The sequence below is a fragment of the Alitiscatomonas aceti genome (assembly GCF_025567195.1).
In the GTDB taxonomy this organism is placed as follows: Bacteria; Bacillota; Clostridia; order Lachnospirales; family Lachnospiraceae; genus Alitiscatomonas; species Alitiscatomonas aceti.
In genome coordinates, this window is the sequence record NZ_JAOQJF010000007.1 from 80758 (window position 1) to 94023 (window position 13266).

Here is a 13266-nt window from a genome sequence, read left to right on the forward strand (position 1 = left end):
TATTTTTCATATTTCCTTATTCCACCCAGAGGCCGCTGGGATCCAGCCTGCAGCCGTCTATTACCGTATCTGCCGCCATGGACCCGTCACTGTTTAAGTAGTACCACTGGCCTGGAGAATCCATGATCCAGCCCACGGCCATGGAGCCGTCCGGATTCAGATAATACCAGACGCCGTCCACCTTCTGCCACCCGGTGAGCATCACGCCCTCCGGATCCATCCGGTACCAGATCCCGTCTATCTGTCTCCAGCCGGTAGCCGCAGTTCCATTCTCATCGAAGTAGTACCACTGGTTCATGATCTTATACCACTGGTCCTTTACTACCTCACCGTCCGCGCCTTCATATTTCTTCCCATCCGTATAGGTTCTCCAACGGCCCTCCGTATCTCCCATATCGTCCAGAAGCTTTCCTGATGATGTAAGATATTCGCTGGACTTCATATATTTCCTATCGGAATCGTCTTTAGCCATGGAACGGATTTCATAGTAATAGCTGCCCTCTTTTGTCATATATTCCGAAAGATCCTTTGACGTTCCTGTGGCAGTGATGTTCCGAACCAGATATCCGTCCCGGTAGAGACGGATCCCATAAGCCGTGGCATGATCTGCTTTCTTCCAGACTGCCTTCTGGGGATTTTCCGCACTCCATCCGGCCTCCTCCGGGGAGTCCAGCTGGACCACCGGGTAATAGCTTGCCTTTATAATGGCCGTATCCCCGTCTCCCTTTGCAGAGGTCAGCCTGGCTCCGGAGATCTTGCAGGACTCCGCTCCATAGCTGGAGAGGAACTCCCGGCCACCGTCACTGGAGACCTCAATGACAGCCGTTACCTTCTTTCCAGGCTTCCACTGATCCGTATCCTTTTCCCAGGTAACGGAATCGATGGAGATCCCGGCGCTCACACAGGTGATCTCCGGCTCCACGATCACTCCCAGCTCATACTGATCCTCAAACCTCAGGTTCAGAGAGCGGACCGTTCCAGCCGCCAGCACCGGTACTGCCGCACAAAAGCAGAATACGCCGGCCAGCATAATGCTGGCCAGCCCTTTTATCCTAAATCCTTTTACCATTAGTTGAAACCTCCTATTTTACGGCCGTTTCCACACGCCGTTCATATCCACATAAAAGCCGTCGATGACCTCGTTGACCGCCTTATGGCCGTCGGGATAGAAGTAATAGATCTGGTCGTCGATGGTCTGCCAACCGGTCACCATGGCTCCGCTTCCATTCAGATAGTACGCCTTATCGCCAAGCTGGATCCAGCCCACAGCCATGGCCCCGTCATCCTTCAGGAAGTACCAGACATTTTTATCCAGAAGCCAGCCGGTCCTCATGGCTCCGCTGGTATCCATATAATAGTAGATCCCGCTCCGGAGCTGCCAGCCGGTCAGCATATCGCCGTTGCCGTCAAACAGATACCAGACGCCGCTGATCTTTCCCCAGCTGTCACGGATGTAGGTCCCGTCGGGATACCGGAAACGCCACCGGCCATTTCTTTCGATCCAGCCCACCTGGTTTCCAACATTGTCCCAGCCGTCCCGGTCGTACCAGTCTTCCCAGTCGTTTTTATCATCCTTATCCTGGCCGGAGCCATCGGATACCTCATCCTCATCCACATAGAGCTCGTCAGAGGTCACCCAGTCGCTTTTTTTCGCATATTTGGAAACCGAATCGTCTGCCGGCACGGCCCGTACACGGAAGGTATACGTTCCCTCAGAGGTCATATAGGGATAAAAATTGTAGGAGGATGTGTGCAGGTCCGTCACCTTTTTCACGTTCTTGGAGCCCCGGTACAGATATACGTCGTAGGCCGCTCCCTCTACCTTCTCCCAGTCTGCATAACCGAATTTAGAGCTGGTGTATTTTCCGCTGCTCCAGTATACCTCTTCCGGCTCATCCAGGCTGCCTTCAGCAGGATCCGTCTTTACCGTCACCAGGAGCTTGCCGCTCCCCTGCCGTTTGGCACTGACAAAGTCTCCGTCCCTTACGGTCACCTTGGAGGAAGAATAGCTGGAGCTGAACCGGTAGTCGTTGAGCGTTTCCAGAGTGATCTTAATGGTGTAGGTACCGCCCAGCTCTGCCTCGTCTATCTTTGAGCCCCATTCTGCTGAAACGATCTCATATCTTTCGTTGCTTGGGATTTTTACCTCATAGCCCGTATCACCTGTATATCCATAATGAAGGGCTGGAAGATCCTCTCCGGGAACCGGAGCTACATCCAGGGTAATGCTGATGCTCTTTACATAATCCGTAGACGCAAGGGCCGTCTGGGCTCCCAGGGCTGTCATAAGAACTGCGGCAAAGAGCACTCCCATCCATTTTCTGATCCTCATATTTTTTAATGTCTGCTTCATGGTCGTCCCCCCTGTTCACTGGTTATCCTTTCCTTATTTTCTACAATCATTATACCTTCCAGGGCCGTACTCCGTCAACTTAAGATATTCTTTCATTCCTGTGGCAAAAGTGTGAAAAATCGTGGCAAAAATAAGGCAGACGGCCTCCGGGAAGCATTTCCCAGTGAACGTCTGCCTTTGATGGTACGATATGAACTATGATTAAACTAACTCAAGAAGAACTGCCATAGCGCCGTCGCCCTTACGCTGGCCGATCTTTACGATACGGGTATATCCACCGTTGCGGGAAACGTACTTGGGAGCGATCTCGTCGAATAACTTAGCCGGAAGATCAACCTTCTTTGTGTTTCTCTTTCTGCCTGCTGCAGCAGTCGGAACGTTTGTTACACCGTACAGAGTCTTTAACATCTGTCTTCTTGCGTGAAGTCTGGACGGCATATCCTTCTTGATCTCCTTCTCAACTTCGTCGTAAACGGTTACTTTCTTTCCGTCAACAACCTCTTTGACTCTCTTGCCGTCTTTGTCCTTGCGGGCAACCTTGGCTGTAACCTTTACAGTCTCGAAGTTATCTTTTTCCTTCACTGCCAGAGCGATGATGCCCTCAGCAATCTTCTTTACTTCTTTGGCTCTTGCCTCAGTGGTAACGATCTTTCCATGATATAAAAGATTTGTTACCTGGCTTCTTAACATAGCCTTTCTCTGATCAGAAGTTCTTCCAAGTTTTCTGTAACCTGCCATGATTTTAATCCTCCATTTGTGGGACAGCCATCCACGCATCTTCTGGTCTTACTGGACAGCCGCCGTATTTCCATAAATTGTCCTGCGCCGGGACGCGCATCTTTGGTCTTACCGCCCCAGTGCTGTTTCTAAGAATTACTGCTCGTCGCTGGAATTGAGCTGTAAGCCCAGCTCCTTTAACTTTGCCAGTACCTCTTCCAGGGACTTTCTTCCAAGGTTTCTCACCTTCATCATGTCCTCGGAGGTACGGCTGCAGAGCTCTTCAACTGTGTTGATGCCTGCTCTCTTGAGACAGTTATAGGAACGAACGGAAAGCTCCAGCTCGTCAATGTTCATCTCAAGAACTTTTTCTTTTTCATTATTCTCTTTCTCCACCATAACCTCTGCGGTCTTGGCATTTTCAGAAAGATCGATAAAGAGATTCAGATGCTCGCTTAAGACCTTCGCTGCAAGGCTCACGGCCTCATCCGGATCAAGCGTGCCGTTGGTGTAGATCTCCAGTGTCAGCTTGTCATAGTCTGTCATCTGACCCACACGGGTATTTTCAACAGCCATGTTGACACGCTCAACTGGTGTATAGATGGAATCCACGGCGATCACGCCGATGGGAAGGTCGTCGCTCTTGTTCTTATCAGCACTTACATAGCCGCGGCCGTTGGTGATGGTAAGCTCCATATAGAACTTACTGTCGGCTCCGCCGCTTAAGGTGGCGATGACCTGCTCCGGGTTTAAGATCTCGATGTCAGCGTCCGTCTGGATATCGGCGGCTGTGATGACACCCTCGCCCTCAAACTCGATGTAGGCGGTCTTCGGCTCGTTTGTATCGCTGTTATTCTTGATCGCTAAGCTCTTAACGTTCATGATGATCTCAGTCACATCTTCCTTGACACCGGAAATGGAACTGAACTCATGCAGAACTCCGTCGATTTTCACCTGGCTGACAGCAGAACCCGGTAAAGAAGAAAGCATGATTCTTCTCAGGGAGTTACCCAGAGTTGTACCGTAGCCCCTCTCCATCGGCTCTACGACAAACTTCCCGTATTTCTTATCTTCAGAAATTTCAGCAATCTCAATGTTTGGTTTCTCAAAATCGAACACAAAAAGCCCCTCCTTTTGGGTATGCTTTGGCTCAAAAAAGGCCCGGAGGACCTTTTTTTACATGCTGGGCAACAAAATGCCGCGAAGCGGCGGCCCACAGAAACCAGGCCCGTATAAAACAGGCCGGGCCCCGGCAGCTGCCGCTTCGGTGAATCATTTTTATTTGGAGTATAACTCTACGATGAGCATCTCATCAACCGGAACGTCGATCTCTTCTCTTGTGGGCAGAGCTTTCACTGTACCCTTTAAGTTCTCCTGGTCAACCTCTAACCAGGCCGGGATCAGACGGCCAGCAGTCACGTCAAGGATCATCTTGTATCTTGTGTCGCCTTTGTGCTTCTCTTTGATTTCGATCACATCACCGGCTTTTACAAGATAAGACGGGATGTTTACGCACTTGCCGTTTACAAGAACGTGCTTGTGGTCAACGATCTGTCTTGTCTCTTTTCTTGTTCTGCCGAAGCCCATACGGAACAGAACGTTGTCAAGTCTGCTCTCTAACAGGATCATCAGGTTTTCACCAGTCTGTCCGTTTAAGCGCTCAGCTTTCTTGTAGTAGTTGCGGAAAGGCTTCTCAAGCACACCGTAAATGAATTTTGCTTTCTGCTTTTCTCTTAACTGAAGGCCGTACTCACTTACTTTCTTGTTGCCTTTTTTGGATTCTCTGTTGGATTTTTTATCTATTCCTAAATAAATGGGATCAAGACCAAGGGATCTGCATCTTTTAAGAACAGGAACTCTATCAACTGCCATTGTTTTTCCTCCTAATTAGACTCTTCTACGTTTGGGCGGGCGGCATCCGTTGTGCGGAACCGGTGTTACGTCCTTAATGCTTGTTACTTCCAGGCCACATGCCTGAAGGGCACGGATCGCAGCCTCACGGCCAGAGCCAGGTCCTTTTACCATAACGTCAACGGACTTTAAACCATGTACAAGAGCTGCCTTAGTTGCAGTTTCTGCAGCCATCTGTGCTGCATATGGAGTAGATTTCCTTGAACCTCTAAATCCCAGACCGCCTGCACTTGCCCAAGATAAAGCATTTCCCTGTGCATCTGTTAATGTCACGATTGTGTTGTTAAAAGATGACTGGATGTGCGCCTGTCCGCGTTCAACGTTTTTCTTAATACGCTTTTTTGTCACTTTCTTTGCAGTGGACACTTTTTTAGCCATTTTAAACTAACCTACTTTCTCGAATATTGAACCCTGTTTCCTGTCTTTAAAACATGCAACGTGATTCATTTTCACCTACTGGTTACAAAACTTATTTCTTCTTGTTTGCTACTGTCTTTCTCGGACCCTTACAGGTTCTTGCGTTTGTCTTGGTCTTCTGACCACGGCACGGAAGGCTCTTTCTATGACGGATTCCGCGGTAGCAGCCGATCTCCTGCAGTCTCTTGATGTTTAAAGCTGTCTCACGACGTAAGTCACCCTCAACCACCTGGGTCTCTGCGATCACTGCTGCGATGTTCTTCACTTCGTCATCGGTTAAATCCTTGACACGGGTGTCCGGATTCACACCAGCCTCAGCAAGAATACGGTTTGCACTTGTTCTACCGATACCGTAGATATAAGTTAAGCCGATTTCGACACGTTTTTCTCTTGGTAAATCAACACCTGAAATACGAGCCATGAGTGTACCTCCATTTAATTTAGTAGAAATAAAAATTTGCCGGCACGAACAACGCATCCTGGCGCGTCATGCCAAAGCCGCGCGAAAAAATACAGATGATCTGCGGCGATCAACCCTGTCTTTGTTTGTGTTTAGGATTCTCACAGATTACTCTGATGCTGCCTTTTCTCTTGATAACCTTGCACTTTTCGCAAATCGGTTTTACTGATGATCTTACTTTCACAGTAATTCTCCTTTCCTTCGTAGTCCATTTCCTTCCGGCTCCAGATACACACCACATTCCGGAGGCCCTGGGATAACGGCATTACGGGTTGCATACCTGTATATAAAGCTCTCTAAAAAAGGGCATAATACAAGCGTTCCAACAAAGTTCGCTTGAGCATTATACCATCTTTGTCCTGGAAAATCAAGTGTTTTTTTAAATTTTCAGCCTACTTGTCTCTCCAGATGATCCTGCCTTTGGAAAGATCGTAGGGGGACATTTCCAGAGTCACCTTATCTCCGGGAAGGATCCGGATATAGTTCATGCGGAGCTTTCCGCTGATGGTGGCTAACACTTTGTGTCCGTTCTCCAGCTCTACCTGGAACATGGCATTGGGAAGCTTCTCAACAACAACGCCCTCAATCTCGATCACATCTGCCTTAGACATATTTTCTTATTACCTCCTATATGACGGTTCGCCTTATTTTTTTATAACCTGAATGTGTTTCTTGTTCTTCCGCTGTATTTTTCCGTTTTCATCCGACAGGAAAACATATTCCCCGCAGTCTTCCTTTATGACGTATACCCGGCCCTTATCATTTCCGGCCAGGGACACCGCCCTCCATCCGGCGAGCATTTCCATGGAACCCCCTCCAGTTTCTGCTATTATAAGGACAGGATCTCCGGCTCGTCCTCTGTTATGAGAATGGTATTCTCATAATGGGCGGACAGGGAATGATCCTTGGTCACAACGGTCCAGTCATCGTCCATCCAGACCACCTCATAGGTCCCCATATTGATCATGGGCTCCACTGCCAGGGTCATGCCCGGCTGCAGCAGAAGTCCCTTGCGCTTCATGGCAAAATTGGGCACCTCCGGGTCCTCATGGAGATGGGTGCCGATGCCGTGGCCCACCAGATCCCGGACCACACCGTAGCCAAAGCTCTCGGCGTAAGACTGGATCGCCGCAGAGATCTCTCCCAGGTGGCAGCCTGCCTTCGCAAACCGGATCCCCTCAAAAAAGCACTGCTTCGTTACATCCATCAGCTTCTGCGCTTCCGGAGATACCTGGCCTACGGCCCAGGTCCTGGCTGCGTCAGAATGATATCCCTTATAGATCACGCCGGCGTCCAGACTGACGATATCCCCCTCCTTTAAGATCCTGTGACGGTTTGGGATCCCGTGGACCACCTCGTCGTTGACGGACACACAGATGGAAGCCGGGTATCCGTTATAATTCTTAAAAGAAGGAATGCATCCGTGGCTGCGGATGATCTTCTCTCCCAGCCGGTCGATGTCCAGGGTGGACATTCCAGGCCGAAGGGCTGCATGAAGCTCCTCGTGGGTCTTTGCCAGGATCTCCCCGGCTTTTCTCATCAGTTCAATCTCTCTCGGCGATTTAATCGTTACTGCCATTTTCTTAAGCTCCTAAAGTCTTCGTGATATCCAGAAAAACCTTCTCCATATCCTGCGTTCCGTCCACGGTGCACAGGACATTTTCCCTTCTGTAATAATCGATCAGCGGCTTCGTCTGTTCGTGGTAAACAAGGAGACGCTGTTTTACGGTCTCCGGCTTGTCATCCTCTCTCAGCACAAGGCTGGCTCCGCATTTGTCGCAGATCCCCTCCTTCGCCGGCTTCGCATATACAGTATGGTACGTGGCTCCGCATGTAAGGCATGCGCGGCGGCCGGACATCCGTGCGATGATGCTTTCATCGGGAACATCCACATCAACGGCATGATCGATGGACGTTCCGCGGGCCTTTAAGGCCTCCGTAAGGCTCTCTGCCTGGGGAATGGTCCTGGGGAATCCATCCAGGATATAACCGTTCTTACAGTCCTCCTGGCTGATCCTGTCCATGACCAGATCCACTGTCACGTCATCCGGTACCAGGAGTCCCTTATCGATATAAGCCTTTGCTTTTATGCCCAGCTCAGTTCCCGCCTTGATGTTCGCCCGGAAGATGTCCCCGGTAGAGATATGCGGGATCCCGTATTTTTTCGAGATCCGCTCTGCCTGGGTCCCTTTTCCAGCGCCAGGGGCGCCTAACATAATTATTTTCATGCTCTTTCCTCCTGAACTTCACGATCAAGAAACACATTATCTAAAAAACGGACGAAAAAAGTATTTCCGTCCGTTTTTGACTGCTATCCATATTGAACTGCCGTTTTCCAGCTAGTCGTTTAAGAATCCCTTATAATTTCTCACCAGCATCATGGAATCCACTGCTTTGATGGTCTCCAGGATAACGCCGGCAATAATGATCAGGGATGTGCCTCCAAAGGAGAGGCTTCCAACGTTGAACAGGCCGGATGCGATGATCGGGACGATACATACGATCACAAGACCTGTGGCTCCGATGAAAACAATGTAGTTCAAAATATTATTCAGAAAATCAGACGTGGGCTTGCCGGGACGTACACCCGGGATAAAGCCGCCGGATTTTTTCATATTGTTGGCCACTTCCAGCGGGTTGAAGGTAATGGACGTGTAGAAATACGCGAACAGTACCACCAGCACGATGTAGATCAAGAGGCCAACCGAATAAACCGGCATTTCCGGTCTGAACCAGTTGGCGGAACTTAACGCCATAAGAATCTTTCCTCCAAATGTGGAATAGTCCACATTGAAGAACTGGGCGATCATTACCGGCATGGACATGATCGAGGATGCAAAGATCACAGGGATCACGCCTGCGGTGTTGACCTTTAAGGGGATGTGTGAGGACTGGCCGCCGATCATTCTGCGTCCCTGCATTTTCTTTGAGTACTGCACCGGAATGCGGCGCTCAGCACCGTTTAATACAAGAACGAAAACGACGGTTGCAACCACTACTGCAAGAACGATGATGGCTGCCACTGTTGCCACTGCAACAGACTTGCCGGCCATAAAGCGCTCATACAGCATCATCACATCCTGCGGGAGACTGGAAACGATATTGATAAGAAGCACGATGGAAATACCGTTGCCCACTCCCTTTTCTGTGATCCGTTCACCAATCCACATAAGAAGGGCAGAACCTGCGGTCATTGCCGCGATAACGGTCATATAGCCCCAGACGTTCTGGGCATCCTCATAGAGAAGGCCCTGCTTTCCGAAACCAATGGCCATGGCTGAGGACTGAAACAGGGCCAGCGCCACAGTCAGATATCTGGTATACTCTGCGATCTTCTTTCTTCCATCTTCGCCTTCCTTCTGCATCTCCTCAAGCTTGGGGACCGCAATGGTCATAAGCTGCATAATGATGGAAGATGTGATATACGGGGTAATGCTCAGTGCAAACATCGACATGTTGGAAAAGGATCCTCCAGTGATCGCGTTGACAAAGCCCATGCCTGAATTCTGAAGATTCGTGAAGAACTCCTTCAGAAAGCTGGCATCTACCCCCGGGATCGGCAGACAGGAACCGATCCGGATCACAATCAGCATCATGAAGGTGTAAAGAAGCCGCTCGCGGACTTCTTTCACCTTAAATGCTTTTTGTATCGAATTTAACATATTAGATCACCTCGCAGGTTCCACCTAATGCTTCAATTTTTGCTTTTGCAGCTTCGCTGAACGCATTAGCCTTCACGTTAAGTTTCTTTGTTAACTCACCGTTTGCAAGAATCTTAACGCCGTCCTGCGGGTTCTTTACAAGACCGCACTCCATTAAAGTCTCAACAGAAACTGTGGAGTCGTTGTCAAATCTCTCAAGTGCGCTTACGTTGATACCTACGATTGTCTTAGAATTGATATTCTTAAAGCCTCTCTTCGGAATACGTCTGTATAAAGGCATCTGACCGCCTTCAAAACCGGGTCTCGGTGCTCCGGAACGAGCCTTCTGGCCTTTGTGTCCCTTACCAGCTGTTTTTCCGTTTCCGGAAGCGTGGCCGCGGCCTCTTCTGAAATTATCGCTGTGCTTGGATCCTTCAGCAGGATGTAAATTAGATAAATTCATCTCTGCACCTCCTTACTCTATATCAAGATTAGATTTCTTCAACTTTTACCAGATGTCTTACATTCTGGATCATGCCCCTTACTGCTGCATTATCCGGTAATTCAACTGTTTTCTGAAGCTTCTTTAAACCAAGGGCTTCAACAGTCGCTCTCTGCTTCGGAATAGCTCCGATAGGGGATTTTACTAATGTGATCTTTAACTTCTCTGCCATTTTTCTATCCTCCTATTAGCAAACAACTTCTTCAACAGATTTGCCGCGGTTCTTAGCAACCTCTTCCGGAGTCTTTAAGCTGAGAAGACCCTCGATGGTAGCTAAAACAACGTTTGTCTTGTTGTTGGAGCCTAAAGATTTCGTACGGATGTTCTTGATACCTGCAAGCTCAACTACGGAACGTACCGGGCCGCCTGCGATGATACCAGTACCTTCCGGAGCTCTCTTTAAAAGTACGGATGCGCTTCCAAACTTTCCAAGGAAATCGTGGGGGATACTGTTGTTCTCGTCCATGGGGATCTCAACCATGTTCTTGATGGCTGCTTCCTTACCTTTGCGGATAGCCTCCGGAACCTCGCCTGCCTTACCAAGACCTGCGCCTACATGGCCATTGCCGTCGCCTACTACTACCAGAGCGGAAAATCTCATGGTACGTCCACCTTTTACAGTCTTGGATACGCGCTTGATGGCAACAACTTTGTCATTCAGTTCTAACTGACCTGCATCAATGATTGTACGCTTCATGCTGTATTCTCCTCTCTACTAGAATTTCAGACCAGCCTCGCGGGCTGCGTCTGCTAAGGCCTGAACTTTACCCTGATAGATGAAACCGCCGCGGTCGAAAACAACTTCGGTAATTCCCTTTTCGATTGCTCTCTTTGCGATCACTGTTCCAACGTATGCAGCTGCATCAACGGTATCTGTGTTCTCTAACTCAGCCTTGATCTCCTTCTCAACGGTGGAGGCGGAAGCTAAGGTGTGTCCAACGGAGTCGTCGATGATCTGGGCATACATATGATTATTGCTTCTGAAAACTGCTAAACGCGGTCTCTCTGCTGTACCAGCAAAGCGGTTGCGTAATCTATAATGCTTTTTTCTGCGGATTTCGCTTCTTGACTGCTTGCTAACCATTTTTACACTCTCCTTAAATTATTTTTTACCAGTCTTACCAACTTTACGTCTGATAACCTCATCAGCATATTTGATACCCTTGCCCTTGTACGGCTCCGGCTCTCTCTTGCTTCTGATCTCAGCCGCATACTGGCCGACTTTCTCTTTGTTGATGCCCTTAACGATGATCACGTTCTGACCTTCCAGAACAGTCTCAATGCCTTCGGGATCTTCCATCTCTACCGGATGGGAATAACCAAGGGAAAGTGTTAATTTCTTGCCCTGCTTAGCAGCTCTGTAACCTACGCCGTTTACTTCCAGCTTCTTCTCGTAGCCTTCTGTAACGCCGTGGATCATGTTTGCGATTAAGGTTCTTGTGAGACCGTGTAAAGATTTCATTTTCTTTAAATCGTTCGGTCTTGTTACGATCACATTACCGTCTTCCTGCTTAATTTCCATTTCAACCGGAAGCTGTCTCTCAAGTGTTCCCTTCGGACCTTTTACAGTCATATAATTGTTTACGATCTCTACTGTTACGCCAGCGGGGATCGCAACCGGCATTCTACCAATACGTGACATGCCATATACCTCCTACTTAGATTTTCGGAGCACGCTTTTACGTGCTCTGTTTTCAGTTTCTATGTTATATTCGGGACAGGCCGCAGTCTCCTGCGTCTGTCCTTCACCCGCCGCCCTTCCTGGGATCTCCCAGGCTTTGCAGGCGGTGGGGATAACATCCTAAATTACCAAACGAAAGCGAGAACTTCTCCGCCTACGCCCAGCTCACGGGCTTCTCTGTCAGTGATCACACCGTGGTTGGTGGATACGATGGCGATACCAAGTCCGCCAAGTACCTTCGGCATGTCTTCCTTGCCGGCATATACACGAAGACCCGGTTTGGAGATCTTCTTGATGCCGGAGATGATCCTCTCGTTTTTGTCCTTGCCATACTTTAAGGCAATGCGGATGGTCTGGAAGCCGCCATCCTCAACGATGTCGTATTTCTTGATGTAGCCTTCTCTTACAAGGATATCAGCGATAGCTAATTTCATCTTGGAAGCCGGTACGTCTACTGTATCGTGTTTTGCAGTGTTGGCATTACGGATTCTTGTAAGCATATCTGCAATCGGATCGCTCATTGTCATGATTAAATTTCCTCCTTATGGATGTTGGTTTGTCACTGTGGTTCGCAGGGATCCTGCGCTGCACAGGAGTGTTCTTCGCCGGACGGCGAAAAGTTTCCCTGTGAAACGCCTGGGGCGTCACAGGGATGGTTCTTCTACCGTGGGGTGAAGAACGGGCCTTGCATCTTAGTAAGAGCCACCGGCCACGACAGTTCCCTCAGCTAAGCTCAGCTGCCGCCTTTCGGCTCGGCTTCGCTAAGATTCGGGAACGGCCTCGCACTAAGCTCGCCTGTCGCCTGCGGCTCCGGCTCACTAAGTTGCTTTCGGCCTACCAGCTAGCCTTCTTTACTCCCGGGATCTCGCCCTTGTAAGCGAGCTCACGGAAGCAGATACGGCAGATGCCGTATTTTCTCAGATATGCATGCGGACGGCCGCAGATTCTGCAGCGGTTATATTCTCTTGTGGAGAACTTTGCCGGACGCTGCTGTTTGATCTTCATTGAAGTCTTTGCCATGGATAAATCCTCCTAAATTACTTTGCAAACGGCATGTTGAATAATGTTAAAAGCTCACGGGCCTCTTCGTCCGTTTTAGCGGTTGTAACGAAAATAACGTCCATACCTCTAACCTTATCAACCTTATCATACTCGATCTCCGGGAAGATCAGCTGCTCTTTGATACCGAGTGCGTAGTTTCCTCTGCCGTCGAATGCGTTTGCATTTACGCCGCGGAAGTCACGTACACGGGGAAGAGCCAAGTTGATGAGACGATCAGCGAACTCATACATCTTCTCGCCGCGGAGAGTAACCTTACATCCGATTGCCATGCCCTCTCTGATCTTGAAGTTTGCAACGGACTTTTTAGCTTTGGTCAGAACTGCCTTCTGACCAGTGATGATCTCCAGGTCACGAACTGCAGAGTCAAGGACTTTCGCGTTGTCTTTTGCTTCGCCTACGCCCATGTTGATCACGATCTTGTCGAGCTTCGGCACTTCCATAACGTTCTTATATCCAAATTTCTTGATCATTGCATCAACGATCTCGTTCTGATACATTTCTTTTAATCTAGCCAACTTGTTT

At 49.1% G+C, this 13266-nt stretch carries 20 protein-coding genes; all 20 read right to left on the minus strand.

Annotated features, from left to right (window positions below; all coding sequences use genetic code 11):
- Window positions 1-16 precede the first annotated feature (16 nt).
- Complete coding sequence (locus OCV69_RS05165; RefSeq protein ID WP_022272440.1) at window positions 17-1069, minus strand: N-acetylmuramoyl-L-alanine amidase family protein; 1053 nt, start codon at window positions 1067-1069, stop codon at window positions 17-19.
- Between the two features lie 18 nt (window positions 1070-1087).
- Complete coding sequence (locus OCV69_RS05170) at window positions 1088-2353, minus strand: N-acetylmuramoyl-L-alanine amidase family protein (protein WP_158358106.1); 1266 nt, start codon at window positions 2351-2353, stop codon at window positions 1088-1090.
- A gap of 201 nt (window positions 2354-2554) precedes the next feature.
- A complete protein-coding gene (locus OCV69_RS05175) occupies window positions 2555-3091 on the minus strand; it encodes a bL17 family ribosomal protein (protein ID WP_022272438.1) in 537 nt (178 codons plus the stop codon).
- Window positions 3092-3226: 135 nt separating this feature from the next.
- The gene (locus OCV69_RS05180; RefSeq protein ID WP_158358104.1) at window positions 3227-4189 is read right to left on the minus strand and encodes a DNA-directed RNA polymerase subunit alpha; all 963 of its coding nucleotides are present in this window, start codon (window positions 4187-4189) and stop codon (window positions 3227-3229) included.
- Window positions 4190-4348: 159 nt separating this feature from the next.
- Entirely contained in the window at window positions 4349-4942 is a 594-nt protein-coding gene (rpsD, locus tag OCV69_RS05185; protein WP_022272202.1) for a 30S ribosomal protein S4, read from the minus strand.
- A gap of 15 nt (window positions 4943-4957) precedes the next feature.
- Window positions 4958-5359: a 30S ribosomal protein S11 gene (rpsK, locus tag OCV69_RS05190; protein ID WP_022272203.1), complete on the minus strand. Its 402-nt coding sequence runs from the start codon at window positions 5357-5359 to the stop codon at window positions 4958-4960.
- A gap of 91 nt (window positions 5360-5450) precedes the next feature.
- The gene (rpsM, locus tag OCV69_RS05195) at window positions 5451-5819 is read right to left on the minus strand and encodes a 30S ribosomal protein S13 (protein WP_022272204.1); all 369 of its coding nucleotides are present in this window, start codon (window positions 5817-5819) and stop codon (window positions 5451-5453) included.
- Between the two features lie 109 nt (window positions 5820-5928).
- Window positions 5929-6042: a 50S ribosomal protein L36 gene (gene rpmJ, locus OCV69_RS05200; RefSeq protein ID WP_073992704.1), complete on the minus strand. Its 114-nt coding sequence runs from the start codon at window positions 6040-6042 to the stop codon at window positions 5929-5931.
- A gap of 208 nt (window positions 6043-6250) precedes the next feature.
- Window positions 6251-6469 (minus strand): translation initiation factor IF-1, encoded by a 219-nt coding sequence (infA, locus tag OCV69_RS05205; protein ID WP_015553825.1) that lies wholly within the window; start codon window positions 6467-6469, stop codon window positions 6251-6253.
- A 218-nt stretch (window positions 6470-6687) separates the two neighbouring features.
- Complete coding sequence (map, locus tag OCV69_RS05210; protein ID WP_158358102.1) at window positions 6688-7437, minus strand: type I methionyl aminopeptidase; 750 nt, start codon at window positions 7435-7437, stop codon at window positions 6688-6690.
- A 4-nt stretch (window positions 7438-7441) separates the two neighbouring features.
- Entirely contained in the window at window positions 7442-8086 is a 645-nt protein-coding gene (locus tag OCV69_RS05215; RefSeq protein ID WP_022272207.1) for an adenylate kinase, read from the minus strand.
- Window positions 8087-8197: 111 nt separating this feature from the next.
- Window positions 8198-9520 carry a preprotein translocase subunit SecY gene (gene secY, locus OCV69_RS05220; RefSeq protein ID WP_158358100.1) on the minus strand — a complete coding sequence of 441 codons (1323 nt, stop codon included), beginning with the start codon at window positions 9518-9520 and terminating at the stop codon, window positions 8198-8200.
- A gap of 1 nt (window position 9521) precedes the next feature.
- Window positions 9522-9962 carry a 50S ribosomal protein L15 gene (gene rplO / locus OCV69_RS05225; RefSeq protein WP_022272209.1) on the minus strand — a complete coding sequence of 147 codons (441 nt, stop codon included), beginning with the start codon at window positions 9960-9962 and terminating at the stop codon, window positions 9522-9524.
- Window positions 9963-9990: 28 nt separating this feature from the next.
- On the minus strand, window positions 9991-10173 hold the full coding sequence (gene rpmD, locus OCV69_RS05230; RefSeq protein ID WP_022272210.1) for a 50S ribosomal protein L30: 183 nt from the start codon (window positions 10171-10173) through the stop codon (window positions 9991-9993).
- Window positions 10174-10188: 15 nt separating this feature from the next.
- The gene (gene rpsE, locus OCV69_RS05235; protein WP_022272211.1) at window positions 10189-10698 is read right to left on the minus strand and encodes a 30S ribosomal protein S5; all 510 of its coding nucleotides are present in this window, start codon (window positions 10696-10698) and stop codon (window positions 10189-10191) included.
- An 18-nt stretch (window positions 10699-10716) separates the two neighbouring features.
- Window positions 10717-11085 carry a 50S ribosomal protein L18 gene (rplR, locus tag OCV69_RS05240; RefSeq protein ID WP_022272212.1) on the minus strand — a complete coding sequence of 123 codons (369 nt, stop codon included), beginning with the start codon at window positions 11083-11085 and terminating at the stop codon, window positions 10717-10719.
- A gap of 18 nt (window positions 11086-11103) precedes the next feature.
- The gene (gene rplF / locus OCV69_RS05245; protein WP_022272213.1) at window positions 11104-11643 is read right to left on the minus strand and encodes a 50S ribosomal protein L6; all 540 of its coding nucleotides are present in this window, start codon (window positions 11641-11643) and stop codon (window positions 11104-11106) included.
- A 164-nt stretch (window positions 11644-11807) separates the two neighbouring features.
- Window positions 11808-12209, minus strand: a complete 402-nt coding sequence (rpsH, locus tag OCV69_RS05250; protein WP_022272214.1) for a 30S ribosomal protein S8 — start codon at window positions 12207-12209, stop codon at window positions 11808-11810.
- Between the two features lie 307 nt (window positions 12210-12516).
- On the minus strand, window positions 12517-12702 hold the full coding sequence (locus OCV69_RS05255) for a type Z 30S ribosomal protein S14 (RefSeq protein ID WP_008396318.1): 186 nt from the start codon (window positions 12700-12702) through the stop codon (window positions 12517-12519).
- Window positions 12703-12719: 17 nt separating this feature from the next.
- Complete coding sequence (gene rplE, locus OCV69_RS05260; protein WP_022272675.1) at window positions 12720-13259, minus strand: 50S ribosomal protein L5; 540 nt, start codon at window positions 13257-13259, stop codon at window positions 12720-12722.
- Window positions 13260-13266 lie beyond the last annotated feature (7 nt).

Coding starts and splice junctions, on each gene's coding strand:
- rpsH (WP_022272214.1), bottom strand. CDS start 12,209: ATGACAATGAGCGATCCGATTGCAGATATGCTTACAAGAATCCGTAAT.
- rplR (WP_022272212.1), bottom strand. CDS start 11,085: ATGGTTAGCAAGCAGTCAAGAAGCGAAATCCGCAGAAAAAAGCATTAT.
- infA (WP_015553825.1), bottom strand. CDS start 6,469: ATGTCTAAGGCAGATGTGATCGAGATTGAGGGCGTTGTTGTTGAGAAG.
- OCV69_RS05255 (WP_008396318.1), bottom strand. CDS start 12,702: ATGGCAAAGACTTCAATGAAGATCAAACAGCAGCGTCCGGCAAAGTTC.
- OCV69_RS05170 (WP_158358106.1), bottom strand. CDS start 2,353: ATGAAGCAGACATTAAAAAATATGAGGATCAGAAAATGGATGGGAGTG.
- rpsE (WP_022272211.1), bottom strand. CDS start 10,698: ATGAAGCGTACAATCATTGATGCAGGTCAGTTAGAACTGAATGACAAA.
- OCV69_RS05165 (WP_022272440.1), bottom strand. CDS start 1,069: ATGGTAAAAGGATTTAGGATAAAAGGGCTGGCCAGCATTATGCTGGCC.
- rpmD (WP_022272210.1), bottom strand. CDS start 10,173: ATGGCAGAGAAGTTAAAGATCACATTAGTAAAATCCCCTATCGGAGCT.
- OCV69_RS05215 (WP_022272207.1), bottom strand. CDS start 8,086: ATGAAAATAATTATGTTAGGCGCCCCTGGCGCTGGAAAAGGGACCCAG.
- OCV69_RS05175 (WP_022272438.1), bottom strand. CDS start 3,091: ATGGCAGGTTACAGAAAACTTGGAAGAACTTCTGATCAGAGAAAGGCT.
- map (WP_158358102.1), bottom strand. CDS start 7,437: ATGGCAGTAACGATTAAATCGCCGAGAGAGATTGAACTGATGAGAAAA.
- rplO (WP_022272209.1), bottom strand. CDS start 9,962: ATGAATTTATCTAATTTACATCCTGCTGAAGGATCCAAGCACAGCGAT.
- rpsD (WP_022272202.1), bottom strand. CDS start 4,942: ATGGCAGTTGATAGAGTTCCTGTTCTTAAAAGATGCAGATCCCTTGGT.
- rpsK (WP_022272203.1), bottom strand. CDS start 5,359: ATGGCTAAAAAAGTGTCCACTGCAAAGAAAGTGACAAAAAAGCGTATT.
- rplF (WP_022272213.1), bottom strand. CDS start 11,643: ATGTCACGTATTGGTAGAATGCCGGTTGCGATCCCCGCTGGCGTAACA.
- rpsM (WP_022272204.1), bottom strand. CDS start 5,819: ATGGCTCGTATTTCAGGTGTTGATTTACCAAGAGAAAAACGTGTCGAA.
- secY (WP_158358100.1), bottom strand. CDS start 9,520: ATGTTAAATTCGATACAAAAAGCATTTAAGGTGAAAGAAGTCCGCGAG.